This is a genomic window from Ekhidna sp., from assembly GCF_040220215.1.
GTDB lineage: Bacteria > Bacteroidota > Bacteroidia > Cytophagales > Cyclobacteriaceae > Ekhidna.
Window position 1 is genome coordinate 438297 of record NZ_JAVJTR010000025.1, and the last position, 19781, is coordinate 458077.

General features: G+C 42.1%; 19 protein-coding genes and 2 tRNA genes. 11 read left to right on the forward strand and 10 right to left on the reverse strand.

Translation table 11 applies throughout. From position 1 onward, the window contains the following. Nucleotide 1: 1 nt before the first annotated feature. Together RIC88_RS18365 and RIC88_RS18370 are read right to left on the reverse strand one after the other, a co-directional pair. On the reverse strand, nt 2-2962 hold the full coding sequence (locus RIC88_RS18365) for an ATP-binding protein (RefSeq protein ID WP_350219030.1): 2961 nt from the start codon (nt 2960-2962) through the stop codon (nt 2-4). A 123-nt stretch (nt 2963-3085) separates the two neighbouring features. Beyond that, nucleotides 3086-3526 (reverse strand): hypothetical protein, encoded by a 441-nt coding sequence (locus RIC88_RS18370; protein ID WP_350219031.1) that lies wholly within the window; start codon nt 3524-3526, stop codon nt 3086-3088. Nucleotides 3527-3879: 353 nt separating this feature from the next. On the opposite strand from RIC88_RS18370, the gene RIC88_RS18375 reads away from it, so the two are divergent. The 3 genes from RIC88_RS18375 to RIC88_RS18385 all read left to right on the forward strand — a co-directional run bounded on the left by RIC88_RS18375 (nt 3880) and on the right by RIC88_RS18385 (nt 4602). Further along, nucleotides 3880-3952, forward strand: a tRNA-Gly gene (locus RIC88_RS18375). Between the two features lie 61 nt (nt 3953-4013). Further along, nucleotides 4014-4098: transfer RNA gene (locus tag RIC88_RS18380), tRNA-Leu, on the forward strand. A 327-nt stretch (nt 4099-4425) separates the two neighbouring features. Then, complete coding sequence (locus tag RIC88_RS18385; protein ID WP_350219032.1) at nt 4426-4602, forward strand: hypothetical protein; 177 nt, start codon at nt 4426-4428, stop codon at nt 4600-4602. On the opposite strand, the gene mutS is transcribed toward RIC88_RS18385, so the two are convergent. Continuing rightward, nucleotides 4599-7220, reverse strand: coding sequence for a DNA mismatch repair protein MutS (gene mutS / locus RIC88_RS18390; RefSeq protein ID WP_350219033.1), 2622 nt, complete (start codon nt 7218-7220; stop codon nt 4599-4601). The genes RIC88_RS18385 and mutS overlap by 4 nt on opposite strands. 200 nt (nt 7221-7420) lie before the next feature. On the opposite strand from mutS, the gene RIC88_RS18395 reads away from it, so the two are divergent. Continuing rightward, entirely contained in the window at nt 7421-7960 is a 540-nt protein-coding gene (locus RIC88_RS18395; RefSeq protein WP_350219034.1) for an RNA methyltransferase, read from the forward strand. Between the two features lies 1 nt (nt 7961). Then, complete coding sequence (locus RIC88_RS18400) at nt 7962-8147, forward strand: DUF6702 family protein (protein WP_350219035.1); 186 nt, start codon at nt 7962-7964, stop codon at nt 8145-8147. On the opposite strand, the gene RIC88_RS18405 is transcribed toward RIC88_RS18400, so the two are convergent. Genes RIC88_RS18405 through RIC88_RS18420 form a run of 4 tightly spaced genes read right to left on the reverse strand, consistent with a single transcriptional unit; the run spans nt 8144 to nt 10757 of the window. Further along, on the reverse strand, nt 8144-8557 hold the full coding sequence (locus RIC88_RS18405) for an energy transducer TonB (RefSeq protein ID WP_350219036.1): 414 nt from the start codon (nt 8555-8557) through the stop codon (nt 8144-8146). The genes RIC88_RS18400 and RIC88_RS18405 overlap by 4 nt on opposite strands. Nucleotides 8558-8570: 13 nt before the next feature. Beyond that, on the reverse strand, nt 8571-9104 hold the full coding sequence (locus RIC88_RS18410) for a 2'-5' RNA ligase family protein (RefSeq protein ID WP_350219037.1): 534 nt from the start codon (nt 9102-9104) through the stop codon (nt 8571-8573). Beyond that, nucleotides 9097-9897 carry an alpha/beta hydrolase gene (locus RIC88_RS18415; protein ID WP_350219038.1) on the reverse strand — a complete coding sequence of 267 codons (801 nt, stop codon included), beginning with the start codon at nt 9895-9897 and terminating at the stop codon, nt 9097-9099. Before RIC88_RS18415 ends, RIC88_RS18410 begins: the two co-directional genes overlap by 8 nt. Next, nucleotides 9894-10757 (reverse strand): alpha/beta hydrolase, encoded by an 864-nt coding sequence (locus RIC88_RS18420; RefSeq protein ID WP_350219039.1) that lies wholly within the window; start codon nt 10755-10757, stop codon nt 9894-9896. Before RIC88_RS18420 ends, RIC88_RS18415 begins: the two co-directional genes overlap by 4 nt. Nucleotides 10758-10805: 48 nt before the next feature. On the opposite strand from RIC88_RS18420, the gene RIC88_RS18425 reads away from it, so the two are divergent. Beyond that, nucleotides 10806-13265 (forward strand): zinc-dependent metalloprotease, encoded by a 2460-nt coding sequence (locus RIC88_RS18425; RefSeq protein WP_350219040.1) that lies wholly within the window; start codon nt 10806-10808, stop codon nt 13263-13265. Nucleotides 13266-13291: 26 nt separating this feature from the next. Here the strand turns inward: RIC88_RS18425 and RIC88_RS18430 are convergent, their stop codons facing one another. Together RIC88_RS18430 and RIC88_RS18435 are read right to left on the reverse strand one after the other, a co-directional pair. Next, nucleotides 13292-13624 carry a type II toxin-antitoxin system PemK/MazF family toxin gene (locus RIC88_RS18430; protein WP_350219041.1) on the reverse strand — a complete coding sequence of 111 codons (333 nt, stop codon included), beginning with the start codon at nt 13622-13624 and terminating at the stop codon, nt 13292-13294. Continuing rightward, complete coding sequence (locus tag RIC88_RS18435; RefSeq protein WP_350219042.1) at nt 13611-13853, reverse strand: ribbon-helix-helix protein, CopG family; 243 nt, start codon at nt 13851-13853, stop codon at nt 13611-13613. Before RIC88_RS18435 ends, RIC88_RS18430 begins: the two co-directional genes overlap by 14 nt. Before the next feature lie 262 nt (nt 13854-14115). Here RIC88_RS18435 and RIC88_RS18440 point away from each other — a divergent pair, with 262 nt between their 5' ends. The 5 genes from RIC88_RS18440 to yaaA are packed head-to-tail and all read left to right on the forward strand — an operon-like array spanning nt 14116 to nt 19021. Next, on the forward strand, nt 14116-14940 hold the full coding sequence (locus RIC88_RS18440) for a prephenate dehydratase (protein ID WP_350219043.1): 825 nt from the start codon (nt 14116-14118) through the stop codon (nt 14938-14940). Next, the gene (locus RIC88_RS18445; RefSeq protein WP_350219044.1) at nt 14933-16096 is read left to right on the forward strand and encodes a pyridoxal phosphate-dependent aminotransferase; all 1164 of its coding nucleotides are present in this window, start codon (nt 14933-14935) and stop codon (nt 16094-16096) included. Before RIC88_RS18440 ends, RIC88_RS18445 begins: the two co-directional genes overlap by 8 nt. After that, the gene (locus tag RIC88_RS18450) at nt 16093-17181 is read left to right on the forward strand and encodes a chorismate mutase (RefSeq protein ID WP_350219045.1); all 1089 of its coding nucleotides are present in this window, start codon (nt 16093-16095) and stop codon (nt 17179-17181) included. Before RIC88_RS18445 ends, RIC88_RS18450 begins: the two co-directional genes overlap by 4 nt. Before the next feature lie 37 nt (nt 17182-17218). Then, complete coding sequence (locus RIC88_RS18455; protein ID WP_350219046.1) at nt 17219-18184, forward strand: polyprenyl synthetase family protein; 966 nt, start codon at nt 17219-17221, stop codon at nt 18182-18184. 60 nt (nt 18185-18244) lie between these two features. Beyond that, the gene (gene yaaA, locus RIC88_RS18460; protein ID WP_350219047.1) at nt 18245-19021 is read left to right on the forward strand and encodes a peroxide stress protein YaaA; all 777 of its coding nucleotides are present in this window, start codon (nt 18245-18247) and stop codon (nt 19019-19021) included. A gap of 2 nt (nt 19022-19023) precedes the next feature. Here yaaA and RIC88_RS18465 read toward each other — a convergent pair whose 3' ends face one another. Further along, a complete protein-coding gene (locus tag RIC88_RS18465) occupies nt 19024-19524 on the reverse strand; it encodes a dioxygenase family protein (RefSeq protein WP_350219048.1) in 501 nt (166 codons plus the stop codon). Between the last annotated feature and the right edge of the window lie 257 nt (nt 19525-19781).

The following is a 19781-nucleotide window of genomic DNA, read 5'->3' on the forward strand; positions in this document are numbered from 1 at the left end:
TTCAATGAATTAAATTTTTTGATCTCAGCATCAATACTGTGTTTCTATACACTATTGGGTTCACCAGAAAAACGGTCTCTTCTTTCATAACGATACCATCTTCGAGCAGTGCCAAAAGGTTAAGCTGGCTCATTGATTCCGAAATATTGAGCACTTCAGCCAATTGCTTTTCGGTGAGGCCGTCATGCAAAATGAGTGCATGAAGGGTATACACCTTATCCATGGATAGCACATTGATGAAATTGAGGTCCGGGTTTTTAAAGTGACTAATCGTGATAGTACTTTCATCTACCTCTTTGGTAGATAAGAGCCAGAAAATGAGTGCCAGACTAACATTGCTTTTAGCAAAAGCATTAAGTGCCTCGAAGTATTCTTTCTTCAATAAGCTTTGCTGATCCCGCGCTGAAAGTTTGAGGAATTTCTTTTCTACAGCCAGTTTCTCTGATGGCTCGAATTGGATATTAAAGCCACTGATGCGATTTCTTTTCCATACAATGTTCACAATTTCATCGTTAGACAGCTCGCCCATTTCAATGGCATAACTGAAATACTCATCTATATTGATTGCTTTACTGAGATACTTCCAGGCATAGATTGTGCAGGTTGTAATCCAAAAAACGCGCTCATAGGTTCGTGCCATTAATTCGAACAATAGTCTTAATGCCACAAACCCGTCGATCTTCCTGAGATAGAGACTTTGCAAATCTTCCAGCACAATGATCCTTTTTTGACCTTCATTTAGAAATTGGATGATTTCTTCCAGATTTTGGAAAGAATCATTTTTCAGAATGATCTTCATGAAATCGATCAAACTACTCTTTGTCGTGATATTATCTGTGGCAGAAAATCTTGTAATACTAAAAGGGTACTTTGAACGGCTGATCGCAAAATTCACAAAGGAAGTAAGGCCACCCCATTTTTCACCCAAAACAACCGTTCCGGCATACCGTCCCTTGTTCCAGTTCTCAAAGGCCTCATCCAACTTCTTCAGCTCATTTTCACGTCCTTCGAACAACTCAAGATCTTCCAGTGGTTCTATGCGATAGAGACGTCTGTAAATCAGGGGAAGACTGTTTATCGCACTCTGTGAGGAAAGTAGAAAATCGGATACCTCTTTTGTAATCTCAGGTTTTGATGCTGTAAGGATGAAGCTGTTGCTTATTTTACTCAGGAGCTTTTTTATTCGCTCCTGTGCATCCTTCCAGTGAATCACCAGTTTATTTTTTTGGGTGATTATTTTATCCTTTATCCCCTCCTTCAGTTCTGCAGCCTGCTGTGCTGCTTTTGCCTTGGCAATCCTTAAACGCAATTGAATGACATTTTCATTATCTGTCAATTCCAATATGCTCTCACAGAACGTGTTAATGATTGCTTCTACCTGATCAGCAGTTTTTTCAAGACTGCTGGTAAGCTGATCTTTAGAAGTTGTCAATCGGGTCAATGCTCTTTTGAGACCTTCGACGGCCAGCGCTTCAACTTCCTCTTCGGTTTTCCCTTCTTCTTCCAACGTCGCAATAGCCGCTCCCATGTTGAAGGTGATGATATTATCCAGATCAGAAATGCTACTCACTGTATCTTCCAATGACTGGAAAAGTTCTTTTTTAACTATTTCTAAATCTTCCTGTAAGCGATTTAATGTCTCGAAAGAGATCAATTCATAAGGCGAAATCCTCTTCAGCTCATCAGCCTTTAGTGCCGAATCATAACTATTAGACGGAACAATTACATGCTCATTATCCAATTCTTCAACGTGTTGCCGAACTTCAACTTCAAGCTTGTTGATGAGGTTGACAATGTTTTGGCTGGTGAGCTTATCACATAGTTCTGGAACCAAGTCCTGTCCCAGCTTTTTGCCAGCCTGGTAGTTGATATTCTTAAGTGTCTTGGAAAGGCTCCCATCTTCCTTAGTGCTAATTGACTTTTCAGCCTCAGAGATGAAATCCTGTATCAGTGCAATTTCAGGACTGATCTGCTCATCTAATTTTTTTAATTGCGAACTTTGAAATTCCGCCAGAAGCGCATGTGCTTTATTCTTTAAAATGTGGATGTCAAGGTCAAGCCGCCACTCTTCAAATAGAGCAAAAACGGTATTTTTCCATTCCTGATTATTTCTGTCCCACTTTTTACTCGATATACTATTGTAGGTCTTTATCGAAATATCAGAATACTTCCGGGCTGAAAGCTCAATGGTTCCCACCCGCTCAGCAGCATGCTGAAATTCTGAAGTTTTTGAATCAAGTACTGCATGAATGCCTTTTTCAACCTCGGCAAGAATAGATTTTGAACTCCTGGTAATCGATGATTTGATTTGGGTAGTAGTTTTTTGAACATCACCTTCTAACACCTCTTCTTCAAATTGTTTGATCAGCAGATATTGCTTACACAGTCCGATATAAAACTGATCTGTGACCGGGATTAGGTCCCTCAGCAGGCTACCACCAAAATAATACAGGGCCAGGTTTTTCAATGGAATCGAATGACCCCAATAAACAGGTGTTGTTCCTTTCTTTTTTGTCCGTTTTCGCCCAATGGTAGATAGCTTAAAGGCTAAAAGCTTTACTTTTTTTACATTCCTCCAGAAGAAACTATCTTCATCCAGTGGTGTAAATCGTTCACCAGGCTGTGTCTGATGAATTACCTCAGGCAATTGATCCAAAGAAGCCACCAAAGCCTCCTTTAACTCCTCATACGGTTCTTCTGAATCCTCCTTTTCTGGCGAATCCCATGATTTGCTCAACACATCGTAAACTTCTTCCTTGACACGCGAAATCACATCCGGTTGCATTCGCTCCCCTATTGGTAAAGCCTGAAAGGCATCCGCCAGGCCAAGAATTTCTTTCACCTGAGCGCTTTCACTTTTCAGCTCTTCCTTTAATACAGTCAGGAAATGATCCTTAAGCACTGATTCAACCTGCTGTCTGATAAGCGTGACATCTAAGTCTGTATATTTCCTTTTTTTCATTGAAACGGATGCGATATTAAATCGCTAAAAGGTGAACAATATACTCAACTAAACATGTGACAGGATTTCTATTGACCATGGTATGAAATAATAAATTGAGTGAAGATAGATTTCATCAATTTACTAAAGAGATTTCTTTTCTAATTGTTTACCAATTTTTAGAATCTTTTTATCCACTTCCTTTATGCTTGAAATCAATTTCTCGGACTTTTTAGTACTGAGGAATCGCTTGGAAACTGTGCCGTTCTTTCTGAATTCATGATAAACTGCGTCACCCAGTATAGAACAGAGCTCTTCTTTTTCCTTTGACAGCTGTTTGATCTCTTTCTCTCCTTGAAATTTCTCAACATAACTTTCTACCACCCCGGAAGCTTGTTCAAATTTGTCTGAGCCCTTTTCATAAAGCTCTTCTGCCTTCTCTTTGGCTTCTTCAAAAACTTCCGTAGAAATAGTAGCTAAAACTCTGGCTCCCTCACTGAGGTTTTCTTTAAACCCCTTAAAGAATGAGCTGAATTTTGATGCTGCCGGATTGTTTTCATTTTCATTACTCTCTTTTTTCTCCATTTCTATTTTTTATTTATTTCACGTGCTATCGTCTGATTCTCCTCTTAAAGCTTTTTGAATTTTAATTAGTGTTCCTAATGCCTAATGAACACCATGAATTGCCTTCTTGTTACAATTTAATTGCATTTACTATTACCATTTGAACTGTTATTTACGTTTTCCTGTGATTTGCAACTCGAAATTGATACTCAAAAACAACTCTCAAGTGTCCGTTCCTTCAAAACATCCGTAGTGCGTCCTGAGTGGAGCAAATGATCTTTAAAAAATAGTTAGGTAAAAAGAGCCGGATTTTCTTATTGTAATTTTCAATGGTTCATATAAATTTGCAGTCCTTTTCAAAGGAAGTAGGATAAGCGAGAGTAGCTCAGCTGGTAGAGCACAACCTTGCCAAGGTTGGGGTCGCGGGTTCGAATCCCGTCTCCCGCTCAAGGACACACAATGTCATGCCGCACTAGATGCGGCATCTTTTTTTGTGGTCACTTCACCTGCCTCGGTGGTGGAATTGGTAGACACGCAGGACTTAAAATCCTGTGACCATTGCGGTCGTGCGGGTTCAAGTCCCGCCCGAGGTACTAAAGCCTGATAATCATTGATTGTCAGGCTTTTTTGTTTTTTACACCCTCTCCACCCGCCACACCCTTCGATAAGCCCAGGGTGACACGCATACTTTAAAGACATTAATTCAAATTCCAACCACCTACAACTTCTTTCGATGAACCCACTCGCCATAATCGATGAATCAACCTTAATCATAGAAGTCCCAAATCGTGCAAAAATCAACTAGTAATTTTACGTAGTTGAATATCCAGATTTACACAGGAAGTAGGCGTCCGTGTATTTATCATCTTTGTATTGTCGATATGAGACAAAAAATACAAACCACTCTAAATAGTACGAATATGTTTAAGGAAGAAGTAGAAATGACCCTGGAATGTGCAGTGAAAGTAAGAAAGCACCTGGTTAGGATTCTTGAGAACAGAGCAGATTCCAGCTTAGAAGCCAAGCTTCAGTATGTGAACAGTCTGATCATGGACGCAAACTCCATGCAGAACGAAGTGTTGGCAGCTGTCGCTTAATTTCCTTTAAGCACCTCTTTCAACTCATTTAGCTTGAGCAACGCCTCTACAGGTGAGGTGGTGTTCACATCAATATTCCGAAGGATGTCCAGCATGCGCTCCATGCGAGGATCCGCTTCAAACAAATTCATCTGGAACTGTTTGTCCCGATAACTATCGGGAGGCAGTTCTTCTAGTTTCTGATGGTCTGAGTCCGTTAGCTTTTCCTTTTCCAGATGCTTTAATATCTCATTTGCCCGGATCACAATCTCATTCGGCATTCCGGCCATCTGTGCCACATGAATTCCAAAGCTGTGTTCGCTTCCACCTTCCACCAGCTTTCGCATAAAGATCACCTTGTTTTCCAGCTCTTTAACAGACACATTGAAATTCTTCACTCTTGGTAAGTCTTTCGCCAACTCATTCAACTCGTGATAGTGTGTCGCAAACAAGGTCTTGGCTTTTGCCTTCGGATGGTTGTGCAAATGCTCCACAATGGACCAGGCAATGGAAATACCATCGTACGTGCTTGTCCCCCGGCCGATCTCATCCATCAGTACCAGCGAACGATCGCTGAGGTTGTTCAAAATACTGGCAGTCTCTGTCATCTCCACCATGAATGTGGACTCCCCGCGTGAAAGATTATCCGAAGCTCCAACGCGCGTAAATACTTTATCCACCAACCCGATCTTCGCATAACCGGCAGGAACAAAAGATCCCATCTGCGCCATCAATGTGATAAGGGCTGTTTGTCTTAGCAATGCAGATTTACCGGCCATATTTGGTCCGGTGATGATCATCACCTGCTGCGATTCATTGTCGAGGTAAAGGTCATTGGTGATGTAATCCTCACCGTCCGGCAGGTTTCGTTCAATGACCGGATGCCGGCCTTCTTTGATGTCAATGACTTTTTCTTCCGAAATATTCGGTCGGCAGTTTTGATACGATTGAGCCTGCTCTGCAAAGCATGATAGGCAATCGAGCTGTGCGATCACGCGTGCATTTTGCTGGATCGCATCAATGTACGAGTGCGCAAAAGCTACCAGTTCGGTGTAGAGTTTTTGCTCCAGCACCTGAATCTTGGACTCTGCCCCCAGGATTTTTTCTTCGTACTGCTTTAGCTCTTCGGTGATGTACCGCTCTGCATTGACCAGCGTCTGTTTCCTGATCCACTCTTCCGGCACTTTGTCATTGTGAGCGTTGGACACCTCCAGGTAATAACCAAAGACTTTGTTGTAAGCGATTTTTAACGAGCTAATACCCGTACGCTCTACTTCCCGATCCCTTATTCCTGAAAGAAAATCTTTTCCGGAGGTGGAAATGGCTCTTAAATCATCCAGATCGGCATTTACGCCTGTTTGAATGACATTGCCCTGATGCAGTTGCAATGGTGCATCTTCTTTTAATTCTTCGATCAGCTTTTCAATGAGCTTTTCGCATGGGTTCAATAAATCATGAAAGGCATTGAATGACTTTTGTCCCTTCAGCAAATCCCTAACCGGCTGAACCTGAGATAAACTTTTTTTGAGTTGTAGTAGCTCTCTGGGATTGACGCGACTGGTAGCTACTTTCCCAACTAATCGCTCCAGATCTCCAATCTTTTCCAGGTGATCCCGAAGAGATGACTGCAGTTCATCTTCGGTGGTCAGCGTCTCCACCACGTCCAGTCGCTGGTCTATTTCCGGCTTACTTTTCAATGGCAATACCATCCATTTTCTTAGCAATCGGCCACCCATAGGAGTGAGCGTCTGATTGATGGTGTCGATGAGCGAGATGCCATCCGGCTGTGCTGACTGGATCAGCTCCAGGTTTCGAATGGTGAAGCGATCAAGCCACACGTATTTGTTTTCATCAATCCGCGAAATGGATTTGATGTGGTTGGTTTCCTTGTGCTCGGTTTCGTCGAGGTAATACAGGATAGCACCAGCAGCCAGAACGCCCTCCGTCAACTCTTCAATTCCATAACCCTTCAGGTTGGGTACATTGAAATGGGTGGTTAGCTTTTCATAGCCATAATCTTTGCTGAAGATCCAGTCCTCTAATGCAAACGAGGAGAAACTGGTACCGTATCTTTCACCATACCAATCCCGATTGGGTTTGGGGTAGATGATCTCCGATGGCTGAAACCCTCGTATGAGTTTGTCTACATAGTCTTCCGCACCGGCCGAAACCATAAACTCTCCCGTGGAAAGGTCAAGAAAAGCTACACCGCATTTTTCTTTGTGATAATAGACGGAAGCAAGGAAATTATTTTTCCGCTGATCCAATACATTGTCGTTGAGCGATAGCCCGGGAGTTACCAGCTCGGTCACGCCACGTTTTACAATTCCTTTGACAGATTTCGGATCTTCCAGCTGGTCGCAGATGGCTACCCGATAGCCGGCACGCACGAGCTTGGGCAGGTAATTGTCCATGGCATGGTGCGGAAATCCTGCCAGCTCCATTTCTTTTTGTGAGCCGTTCGCCCGCTTGGTCAGCACGATATCCAGCGTTTTGCTGGCCTTGACAGCATCTTCACCGAAGGTCTCATAAAAGTCACCCACTCTGAACAAAAGCAATGCGCCCGGATATTTGGTTTTGATGGCATTGTACTGCTTCATCAAGGGGGTTTCTTTCGCTTTCGTCTTGGTGCCTGCCATGCAGATCGTTCGGTTTAATTTTGAGGTTTCAAAAAGCAATATTAATGGTTAAGATCGATTAATGTTGACTTTGAAATGAGTCCATTTATCAATATGTCATCCTGAGGCACGAAGGATCTAACTAACAATAAAAAAAGATTCTTCACTGCGCCTGCCTTTGCCGGCAGGCAGGTTCAGAATGACATTGCTAACAATTTAGAATGCGAAAAATTAAGAACGAGGAGCTGAACCGACTATCGCCGGAGGAATTTAAGGAAGCAGAAAAAATACCGGCTGTTTTGGTGTTGGACGATGTGCGTAGTGCCATGAATGTAGGCTCGGCTTTTCGTACATCCGATGCTTTTCGTTTGGAGAAAATTTACCTGTGTGGTATTACAGCCCAACCTCCGCACCGGGAGATTAACAAGACGGCCCTCGGCGCTCAGGATTCGGTCGAATGGGAACACAAAGAAACCATTATCGAATGCGTTGATGATTTGAAAAAAGCAGGTTACCAGATCGTAGCTGTCGAACAAGCTGATGAAAGTACTTCTCTTCTTGATTTTCAGGTTGAAAAAAATGCAAAGTATGCTTTTGTGTTTGGCAATGAAGTTTTTGGGGTGAATGAGACTGTGGTGGAAGCAGCAGACACGGTCTTAGAAATCCCCCAATATGGCACCAAGCATTCACTGAATATCTCGGTAAGTATAGGAGTGGTGTTGTGGGATTTTGTGAGTAAAACATTTAGGGGGCTGAGATAGGGTGATTTGGTGCAATATGAAGATAGAGAAAGTAAAAAAACTGGAGCGAGTAAAAGTTTGGAACGGCATCTTGCATGAAGTGTGGGGTGATCAGGAAAACCTGGTGCACTTCCGCGCCTTTGAAAAAGTGCAAAGTGCAAGGTTGTTTAAAGAGGAGGATACGGAGGTTTTTGAGTGGGGTAATTAATTACTTTCTTTAGGTAGTTTAAATAAAATGTTTTGAATCAGGATTTGCCTAACAATTTCACCATCTTTTTTTGCTGGATTCCACGGAGAAGAACGGGCTATTGCCCTCATAGCTTCTTCGTCACATCCTGCTCCGATTCCCTTAACCACCTGCAGGTTAGTTAATTCACCATTTTTTTCCACAATCAGTTGAACAAAAACTCTTCCTTCAACTCCTTTTGTTAATGCCTGGTCTGGATAATTTAATTCAGATTTCAAAAAATCGTAAAAGTCTGTAAGCCCTCCAGGGTAGGTGGCAACTTCATCTACCAATGTGTAAACACCTGGATACTCGTTACTCATAGAGTCCAATTCTTGCGCAGAAGCTAGGGTTATTGTTACAATAAAAAAGAGGGAAAGTATTGCTTTCATCCTACAATCATAATTAAAATTCAACGATATTCCATTTCTTGCCATCATGCTTTAAAAGGGTGATTTGATTTACTCGAAACTTGAAACTCACCTCTCGCTCAACAAACTCCTTTTTCGCTTCGTAAAACATTCGCTTTTTCAGGTCGCGAAACCCAATGGTAACATGCGGATGAAACGGCCGGTCTTTGTAGTTGGCATTATCTAGTTTCAATTCCTTTTTGCAAATGTCTACTACCACTTTTTGTACCTGATTTAGCTTTTCATTTTCAATCACATTTACATAAACAACTCGTGGTTCAAAGAAGTCAAATCCTTTTAGCTCTACATGAATGGAATCTATGTTACTGTTCAGCTTTTCCATCACCTGTTTGAGCTCTTCGAATCGCTTGTCCTTCCATTTGAATGGCATGTGAAGCGTGATATGAGGTGGTGATCTTAAGGCATGTTTGCTTTCATATTTTTCAGCAACCTCATGTTTCAACTTGGTGATCTCATCCTGAATTTCTGTCGGGGGAACAACCGCTATGAAATAGAGTGACTCACTCATCATTCAATACGTTTTCCATTTCAGCCCAATAATCTTCGAATAGCGCCAAATCATTGTGGTGACCACCTTGAATGGAAATGAAAGTTGAATTTTCTTCAAATTCGGTTGCCAATCTTATTCCGGATTCATAGGGCACCACCTCGTCATCAGTCCCATGAAAAATGAAAATTGGAATCTGAGCATCGTTCAAATATTCATGGTTTGGAAATCGGTAACTCAAAAGCAAGGGAGTAGGATAAATTGGAAATAGACCTCTGGCTACTTCTAAAAGGCTGTAAAAAGGAGTCTCTAAGATGAGTTTTTGTGGTTGATTTTTTCCGGTTATGTAAGACGCAAAAGCAGAGCCGAGTGAGCGTCCGAACAGGATGATCCGATCTTCTTTTTCAAGTGTTTTTGCAAAAGTGTAAATCTCATCAGCATCTTTCAACATCGCTTTTTCTGATCGTTTGCCTGTGCTTTTGCCATAACCTCGATAATCCGTAATAAATACCTCATAGCCCATCTCTACAAAAGGATTTACGATCTCACCCCAACGAGCAAGATTCCCGGCATTTCCATGAAAATAGACAATTAGCCCTTTAGATTCAGGAAGGGTAAAATGAAGCGCATTAATCTCCGCTCCATCCTCCATTTTTAGGTTGTATTCTTCAAAATTCTGATCAAACGAATATTGATAGTCAGGATCCAATCGCTCAGGCAAAAAAATGAATTGATCTTGAAGGAGATGCAATGCCAGACCTCCAAATAGGTATACTGCCAGGAGAATGAAAACAAACACTTTAAGGCTGCTCACTGCTTATTTTTTCTGTTTCGTGTAAAGTTTAAACTGGATTTATCCGGGTCAATCGGTTTTAGTTCTGCTGAATTCAATGCTTCTTCCAGCATGCGATGATATTCCTCAAACGTGTGGAGGTTATTATGTCCACCACCTATAACGGAATACAAGCGTGTAATATTTGGTTTGATATTGGCGAGTGATAAGCTGGATTTATAAGGGATGAGCTTATCCTTTGTGCCATGGATGATTTTAATGGGGCACTCTACGTACTTAATCCATTTGTAGGTACGTAAAGGAAATTTTAATATCAGCGAAGCAGGCATAAATGGAATGTAGCGTTTGGCCATCTTTTGCATGCTATAGTAAGGAGATTCCAATACGAGCATGCGGGGGTTGTTATTACTTGCAAGTTTAGCAGCAAAACCGGATCCCATAGATCGACCATAGATGATTATGTATTTCTCTTTTACCTTACTCTTGAGTATATCATAAACTTTCTGCAAATCTCCCTTTATTTCTCTCTCAGACCTTCTGCCGGTACTTTTTCCAAACCCACGATAGTCTACCATTACCACATCAAAACCCAGTCGGTTGAAATCAATGGCAAACTTCCCCCAACCTTTGATAGATCGGGAATTACCCTTGAGGTACATGACTACTCCTTTTGGTTTCTCAACACTAAAGTGCACGCCATTGATCCGAACATCATCACCTATGTATAGGTTGTGCTCCTGCACGGTTTGTTCTTCATACTTGAATTGGAAGTCCGGCGGAAGCTTTTCGGGCTTGAACAAAAACTTCTCCTGTAAGAAATATGCCGCTACATTAACAATAACATAGATTGATACAATTATTAATATGATTGTGGTGATCAATGTTTTACTTTAATAGCTTGATAATTCGAACAGCATAAATATACAACAATGAGAACCTATCCTTTTCTGATCACTTTCTTATTAGCGATCATTTTCACCGGATGTCAATCATCTAACACTCCCGCAACCTCACAGTCCAAGGCACCATCAAACGGTATCGTTGAATTTACTTCAGGCATGCAAAAGCAGGAGGGCTTTTTCAATTTCTATTATGATGAAGAAGTAGGAAGAATGTTCCTGGAGGTAAGCAGCTTAGGTCAGGAATTTTTATATGTAAACTCCCTTGCTGCTGGAATTGGGTCTAATGATATAGGACTGGATAGGGGTCAGTTATGGGGTGAGCGTGTGGTAAAATTCGAAAAGCATGGCAATAAGCTCATGCTCATTCAGCCGAATCTTACCTATCGAGCAGTGAGCGAAAACCCGGATGAAGTAAAGTCAGTTGCAGAAGCATTTGCAACTTCTATTCTGGGAGGTTTTGAGATTAAAACAAAGAGTAACAATAGCTATTTAATTGATATTACAGACTTCCTTTTGAGAGATTCTCACTACGTTGCAGGCACATTAAGGAACAATGATCAGGGAAATTTTTCCTTGGATAAAGATCGTTCGGCCATCTACATGGATGGTACATTTAATTTTCCAAAAAATACGGAGTTTGAATCATTACTAACATTTAGTGGAGATGCTCAGGGTCGGTGGCTACAGTCTGTAACTCCAACACCAGATGAAGTAACTGTCCGGACACATCATTCATTCATTGAACTTCCTGATAACAATTACTCTCCACGGGTTTTTGATCCGCGTAGTGGATTTTTCTATATCTCCTATCAGGATTATGCCACTCCGATAGATCAGCCATTAGTTAAGCGTTTTATCGTTCGTCACAGGTTGGAGAAAAAAGATCCAAATGCTGCTGTCAGTGAACCTGTAGAGCCAATCATTTATTATGTTGATAGAGGAGCACCGGAACCCGTCCGTTCAGCACTTATTGAGGGAGCCAGTTGGTGGAACCAGGCGTTTGAAGCAGCCGGATATAAAGATGCTTTTCAGGTGAAAGTGATGCCGGAAGGAGCACACCCATTAGATGTGAGATACAATGTAATTCAGTGGGTTCATCGTTCGACCAGAGGGTGGAGTTACGGCGGAGGTGTCACCGATCCACGAACAGGGGAAATGATCAAAGGGCATGTAAGTCTGGGATCATTACGTGTGAGACAAGACTTTTTAATAGCCACGGGTCTATTACAACCGTATGAAAATGGAGATGAAACCCCAAATGCCATGACCGAAATGGCCCTAGCCAGATTGCGTCAGCTTTCTGCGCATGAGGTGGGTCATACCATTGGACTAGCTCACAATTTCGCTGCAAGCGTCAATGACAGAGCTTCAGTGATGGACTACCCTCACCCATATGTGAAGATGGATGATCAGGGGAACATAGACTTAAGTGAAGCTTATGATGATAAAATTGGAGCGTGGGATAAAATGACAATCACCTATGGATATAGCGATTTTCCGGAGGGCGAAAATGAGGAAAAGCTAAGTGCTATTTTGGATGAAGCTTTTGACAATGATCTGAGATATATCACGGATCAGGATGCTCGACCATCTAGTGGCTTACACCCGGAAGCACACTTATGGGACAATGGAACCAATGCGGCTGTCGAGTTGAATCGAATGATGAAAATCAGAAGAACGATCCTCGACAAGTTTTCCGAAAAAGCCATCAAAACCGGGATGCCCATGAGTTCTATTGAGGAAGCATTGGTACCGATGTATTTGTTTCATCGCTATCAGGTGGATGGCACCTCCAAACTGATCGGTGGACTGAATTATAGCTATGCCTTGAGAGGAGGCGATGAGGTAGTGACAGAGATGCTTTCTGCCGATGAGCAAATGGCAGCTCTAGAAGCATTGCTAAATACCGTGAAGGTGGAAAACCTGAAACTACCGGAGCAGTTACTTGGTCAAATTCCACCCCGAGCATTTGGTTACGGTCGTTCTCGTGAAACATTCCAGTCACGAACCGGACCGGCATTTGATTACCTGGCAGCAGTGGAGACTGCAGCAAGTTTGCCATTTGGTTTCATTTTCAATGCGGATCGATTTAATAGGCTTCTGACATATAAAGCCAGAGACGCAAAACAGCCCGGTGTAGATGCAGTATTAGATCGGGTTACGTCTGCAACATGGATGAGCCCTTCAACAACCGCTTTGGATCGAACGATTCAAAAAGTGGTGGAAATGGAAATGTTGAAACAGCTTATGGGACTTGCGGTTAGTGATCGAGCTTATGATGAGGTGAGAGCTAAAACGCTGGCAAAAATCAAAGAGATCAAATCATATGCTTCCGGCCGAACCAGTAGAAGTACCAATGATGACGGGACTTATTATCAATATGTAGTTTCTCAAATTGACCGTTTTCTAGAAGAGCCTGATGAATTCAAAATCCCTGATCCAATCAAAGCACCAGATGGCTCACCGATAGGGAGTTGTGATTTTTAAAGATTCCCGGATTGTTCCGGGAATCTTCAATACCTCAAAATATCCTGAACGGTAGTTTGAATCTGGATTAGTTCCTTTTTAGAGATAGAACCGATCTTTCTAACTAATCTATCTTTGGAAACCGATCTAATGTGAAAAACAAGGATCTCAGATTTTTCTGAAAGCTTGTTTTGTTTGTTGGGTTCAAGAACGGGATTGCCTTTGTATTCCTTTACTTTAGTTGTTAATGGGCATACGATAACAACTTTGAGGTTGGCATTTAAAAGGTTTCCGCTTGTGATAACAACCGGCCTAAATCCTGATTGTTCGCTTCCTTTGGTCGGATTTAGGTCAGCATACCAAATCTCACCCTGATTCATCAACGATTTGTTTTAGATAATCTTCCATACCTTCTTCTGCAATGCCCATGATGTCATCATCGTCACCCATAGATTTATAGGATTTAGCATATTCAGCTCTATTTAATTGATCCAGATAGATACGAATGGCACGTTCCATAATCTTGTTTTTAGGCATAGATAGCTCTTTGGCCTTTTCACCAAGGTTTTTCAGAAGATCGTCAGGTAAACTGCTTGTAAATGTTGCCATAATGTTTATAAAACATAAATATAAATCTATTTATGTTAAATAATTTCTTTTATGACTTGCATTTAAAAAATTTCTCACTTCTATTTACTCACATATGAACGCACAGGTATCATTTTACTTTAGCTACTATTTCTTTTATCCAGAGCGGATAATGGGGTGGCTATAGTATATCTGTTGTATAAGAAATTTTACAGAGGCCTCCCCAAAAGGGAGGCCTTTTTTATTGTCGGCAGGGCCGACTGCCAATGAAGAAGGTTAAAAAATGAAACGAATTGCGATCCAGGGATTAAAAGGCAGCTTTCATCATGAAGCTGCACTCCACCACTTCGGAGATCAAATCATGCTGAATGAATGTGAGACATTCAGAGGTGTGGTCAATCAAGTGCTTGAGAGCGTAGCGGACTTTGGGTTGATGGCCATTGAGAATTCGTTAGCCGGTTGCATCATTCCAAATTATGCATTGCTTCGTCAGGGTGGATTGACGATCTGTGGAGAGGTAATCCTTCAGGTCAAAATGAACCTGATGGTCTACAATGGAACAAGTATTTCAGACCTGAAAGAGGTCCAATCTCATCAGATGGCGATTCGTCAGTGCTCCAACTTTCTGGACAATCATGAAAGGTTGAGAGTAGTGGAATGCTTTGATACCGCAGGAAGTGCTCGCCACATTAAAGAAAACAAGTTGAGTCAGGTGGCGGCCATTGCAAGTTCACTGGCAGCCAAAACCTATGACCTAACCATTCTACAGAGTGGTATAGAAAACAAGGAAAGCTTCACGCGATTTCTCGTCTTAACCAAAGCACTAAACCAGGCTGAGAAAGAAACAGACAAAGCATCCATCTATTTGGAAACGAAGCATGAACCGGGCGCTTTAGCTAAAGTGCTTACGGCTGTCAGTGATCTGGGGGTTAACCTTAGCAAACTGCAATCACATCCGGTTTCAGGTTGGGAACGCACCTATGGTTTCTTCATGGATTTGGAATTCTCTGATTATGGCCAAAAAAGCAAGGTTTTTCATGAACTAGCAAGCCTGTCTGAGGTGATCGAAATTTTAGGGGTTTACAAAAAGGGTAAAATTTATGAATAATGTAGTTTCAGCACGTCGAATACAAGGTATTGGTGAATACTATTTCTCCAAGAAGCTTCAACAAATTGATGCCATTAGGAAGCAAGGAATGGAGGTGCTAAACCTGGGTATCGGAAGTCCGGATCTTCCACCGCACCCGTCTGTGATTGCAGAATTTAATAGTGCCATTCTTGAAAATGGCGCACACCAATATCAGAGCTACAAGGGACTTCCGGAGCTCAGGTCGGCCATCGCAAACTGGTACCAGCGGTTCTTTGACTGCCAATTTGATCCAGATAGCGAAGTTCTTCCACTGATTGGGTCAAAGGAAGGCATTACGCATATCTGTATGTCCTTACTGGATGAGGGAGATAGTGTTTTGATCCCGAACCCCGGATACCCTGCATACGAAACGGCTTCCAAAATGGCGGGTGCTAACATTATTCACTATGACTTGAAGGAGGAAAATCAATATCAACCAGATTTTGATGATTTGGAAGAAATGGATCTTGCTTCGATCAAAATCATGTGGGTGAATTATCCGCACATGCCTACCGGATCTTCAGGGTCAACCGAACTGTTTGATAAACTGATTCGCTTCACCCGAAAGCACAACATCGTGTTGATCAATGACAATCCCTATGCTTTCATTTTGACTGATCGTCCGATGAGTATCCTGTCAGCCTGCTCTCCAGATGATCACGTACTTGAATTGAACAGCTTGTCCAAGTCACATAATATGGCCGGATGGCGTGTGGGGATGCTGGTAGGAAACCAGGAGCTCATAGAAACAGTTTTAACTTTCAAGAGTCAGGTAGATTCTGGTCAGTTTAAGCCAATGCTAAAAGCAGCAATAAAGGCATTGACCTTAGATGAAAGTTGGTTTGATGCCTTAAATGAAGTGTATCGCTCAAGAAAGCACATGGTAAATAAAATTCTGGATGCTTTGAATTGCAGCTATCATACCAAATCCTCGGGCATGTTTGTTTGGGGCAGAATTCCTGATGCTGAAGTGGATGCGGAGCAATTTTCAGATATGCTTTTGGAACGGTATAAAATCTTTGTTCCACCTGGTTCCATTTTCGGATCCAATGGAAAAAGGTACATTCGCTTTTCACTTTGTAGTCCGGAAAGCGTGTGGAATGAAACACTAAACCGCCTAAACGAAACAAGATGAAGACATCACCGATAGCAATTTTTAAAGAAAAACGACCGGTTATCATTTCCGGCCCATGCAGTGCGGAAACCGAAGAGCAGGTCCTTGAAACCTGTACTACCATTGCAAAATCCGGGAAGGTGGATATCCTGCGAGCAGGCATTTGGAAACCGCGAACCCGCCCAAATAGTTTTGAAGGGGTGGGGGTCGAAGGTCTGCAGTGGCTGAAAAAAGCGAAAGAGGCAACAGGGTTGCCAACTGCAGTGGAGGTGGCAAACTTTAACCATGTCTTTGAAGCGCTAAAACAGGGAGTAGATATTCTATGGATTGGTGCTCGAACTACCGTAAACCCCTTTTCTGTGCAGGAAATAGCAGATGCACTGAAGGGAACCGATGCGACGGTGATGATCAAAAATCCGGTCCATGCGGATATTGAATTATGGACAGGAGCATTGGAACGATTACATGGTGCGGGTATTACCAAGCTGGGATTGATTCATCGAGGCTTTGCTCAATATGGAAACAGTGTTTATCGAAATGATCCGAAATGGCAGCTTGCCATTGAAATGAAGCGAAGGTTTCCGGAGATACCAATGGTTTGTGATCCGAGCCACATTTGTGGAAAAAGGGACTTGCTTCATGCCGTTTCGCAGCAGGCGCTGGACATGGATTTTGACGGGCTCATGTTGGAATCTCACATTGATCCGTCCAATGCTCTGAGTGACAGAGATCAGCAGTTGACGCCAAAGGATTTGGAGACCATCATTGATAATTTGGTGGTCAGGCGGCCCAACATCTCGGATGAAGATCTTTCTCAGAAACTGTCCATGCTAAGAAGTCAGATAGACCTTATAGATGATGATTTGATTAAACTGCTTGGCGAGCGCATGAAAGTGGCGGAAGAAATCGGCCTTGTGAAAAGAGAAAAGGGAATTACAATCCTTCAAACCAATAGATGGGAAGAAATCATTGACAAAGCATCAGCAAACGGTAAGCTGCAAGGCTTGTCTAAAAATTTTATGATTCGCTACCTCAACGCCATACACCAGGAATCCATTGAGCATCAAAACGAAGTAATGAATCGGACCGAGTTAGAGGAGGAATAAAACAACAGAATGCTTTTGTGGTTTTATCTTGCAGCCAATGAAAAATCTGCTGGAAAAAATTGACTCGTCGCTTGCCAATTTATCACTTGGTGACCATCCCCAAAACCTATACGACCCAATAAGATATATCCTGTCACTGGGTGGAAAGCGCCTCAGACCCATGTTGGTGTTGTTGGGATATGGATTGAAAAATGAAGATCTGGAGTCAATCATTGAGCCATCCCTTACGGTGGAGATTTTTCACAACTTCACATTGATGCATGATGACATTATGGACTTGGCTCCTATCCGAAGAGGAAAGCCTACCGTCCATGAAAAGTGGAACAATACGGTGGCCATACTCAGTGGAGATACCATGATGGTAAAAGCCTATGATCAGCTTTTGACTGGATCTCCCGAATCACTACAGGCGGCAATTCAAAAATTCAACAAATGTGCGGTGGAGGTGTGTGAGGGGCAGCAACTCGACATGAATTTCGAAGAATTTGAAACGGTTACTGAGGATCAGTACATCGAAATGATTCGATTAAAAACTGCAGTGCTGCTAGGTTTTAGTTTGGAATATGGAGGACTCTTAGCAGGCATGAGTGGCGACCAATTAGCGAAGCTGAATGCGATTGGTGAGAAAGCAGGAATAGGTTTTCAGCTGATGGACGATCTACTGGATGTATATGGGGATAAAGCCAAATTCGGCAAACAAGTTGGTGGAGATATTGCTTCAAACAAAAAGACCTATTTACTAATCAAGGCCCTCGAATTAGCTACTCCCGCTCAAAGAAAAGAGCTGGACAAATGGCTGTCCGCATCGGACTATGAGGTTGATGATAAGGTAAAAGCTGTAAAATCAATTTACGAAGAGATAGGCATTTTCGAATTGACACAAAAGAAAATGAACAGCTACTATGATGAAGCTTTTGCCCTGCTAAATGATTTGGCTGCAAGGACGGTAGGAAAGCAAAACCTGATTGACTTCTTTGAGAAACTGATGAAAAGGGAGCGATGAAACTCCCAAAATCATAAACTATCTTTAATTCTAGATGGTTGACTTCTAAAACACACAATTATGATCGCAGTAGTATCTCCGGCCAAAAATCTTGATTTTAAAACTCCTTATGAAGCGTCCCCCACTCAGCCTAGGTTGATGGAATGCACAAAGGAACTGATTGATGTTATGCGGAAAAAGTCAGTGGATGATGTCAGTGACTTGATGGGTATTAGCCGACAGTTGGCAGGACTGAATGTTCATCGCTTCAAAGAGTTTTCTCCGGCGCATACAGAGGAAAACGCCAAACCTGCCGCTCTTGCTTTTAATGGAGATGTGTATCAGGGATTGCAGGCAGAGACATTTGACGAAAAGAAAATGGATTTTGCTCAAAAGCATTTTCGAATACTATCCGGACTCTATGGATTACTTCGGCCACTCGACCTTATCCAACCATATCGCTTGGAGATGGGGACAAAGCTTGCATTTGATGATTACAAGACGCTGTATGAATACTGGGATCGAAAAATTCTGGATTTACTTGTTGATGATTTGAAAGCTCAGGGAGATGACATCTTATTAAATCTTGCTTCTAACGAATATTTTAAGTCCGTTGATAAAAAGGACATGCCTGCTCGGGTGATTGATGTTGAATTCAAGCACCTGAAGAATGGGAAGTACAAGATCATCTCTTTTTATGCGAAAAAGGCTCGCGGTTTGATGTCTAGGTTCATGATTGAGCACCAAATCACCAATCCAGAAGATTTAAGAGCTTTTGACTATGAAGGATACTACTTTGATGATGAGGCTTCTACGGAGAATAAGTTGGCCTTTAAAAGAGACGTTAAGAAGAAATGATCTTAATTTTTAGCCATATAAAGAATCACCAGTCCAGTTCGCTTACCGTTAATCTCATTCATTTCTTTTAGGTAAGCCTTATAGGTGTAGGGATTATCAAAATCATAGCGCTTACGGTAATAGTCTGCGAAGATCAGAGTAGAAGATGTATTTACATATCCTTCTGCTTTTACCATGTAATGGATGTGTTCACCTGTTGCTGAGTCATTATATCCTCTTGGGAAGATCGTTATGATTTTACCTTCACCATTTTCATCCGTGATGAGTGTTCCATTAATACGCGCATCTCTGGGGCGTTCGCTCTCATAATCCCCAATGTGATTGGTTTGATAGGTGAAAACTTCGGCATTCGGAATTGGTGTGTTCGTATTGGCGTCCAGTACTTTCAGGGCATATGTAAATGGAATACCCGGCTCATCATCTCGGATGATTTTGATCTCAGATTGAGAGAAGGAACGCTGAGATTCCAAAAGTAAAATAAATAGCAAAGCAGTCGATTTCATAGCAGTGGAAATTTCTTGAGTTTACGCACGATTATTAGTCAGGGTTGAACTTCCTTGAAGAAGGAAGTCGTGATAACTGGATTACTCATACCACACCCTTGCCGCACGACCCTTCGTGAATCTTCGTCGTACCTCTCGATTTCGAACCGTTTCGCTGGTTCTCATCCAAAAGTGTAATAAAAAAAGCCACCCAAAGGCGGCTTTACATGTCAGGTCTGCCCGACGAAATGGAATGAAGTCGGGATGACTGGATCGAT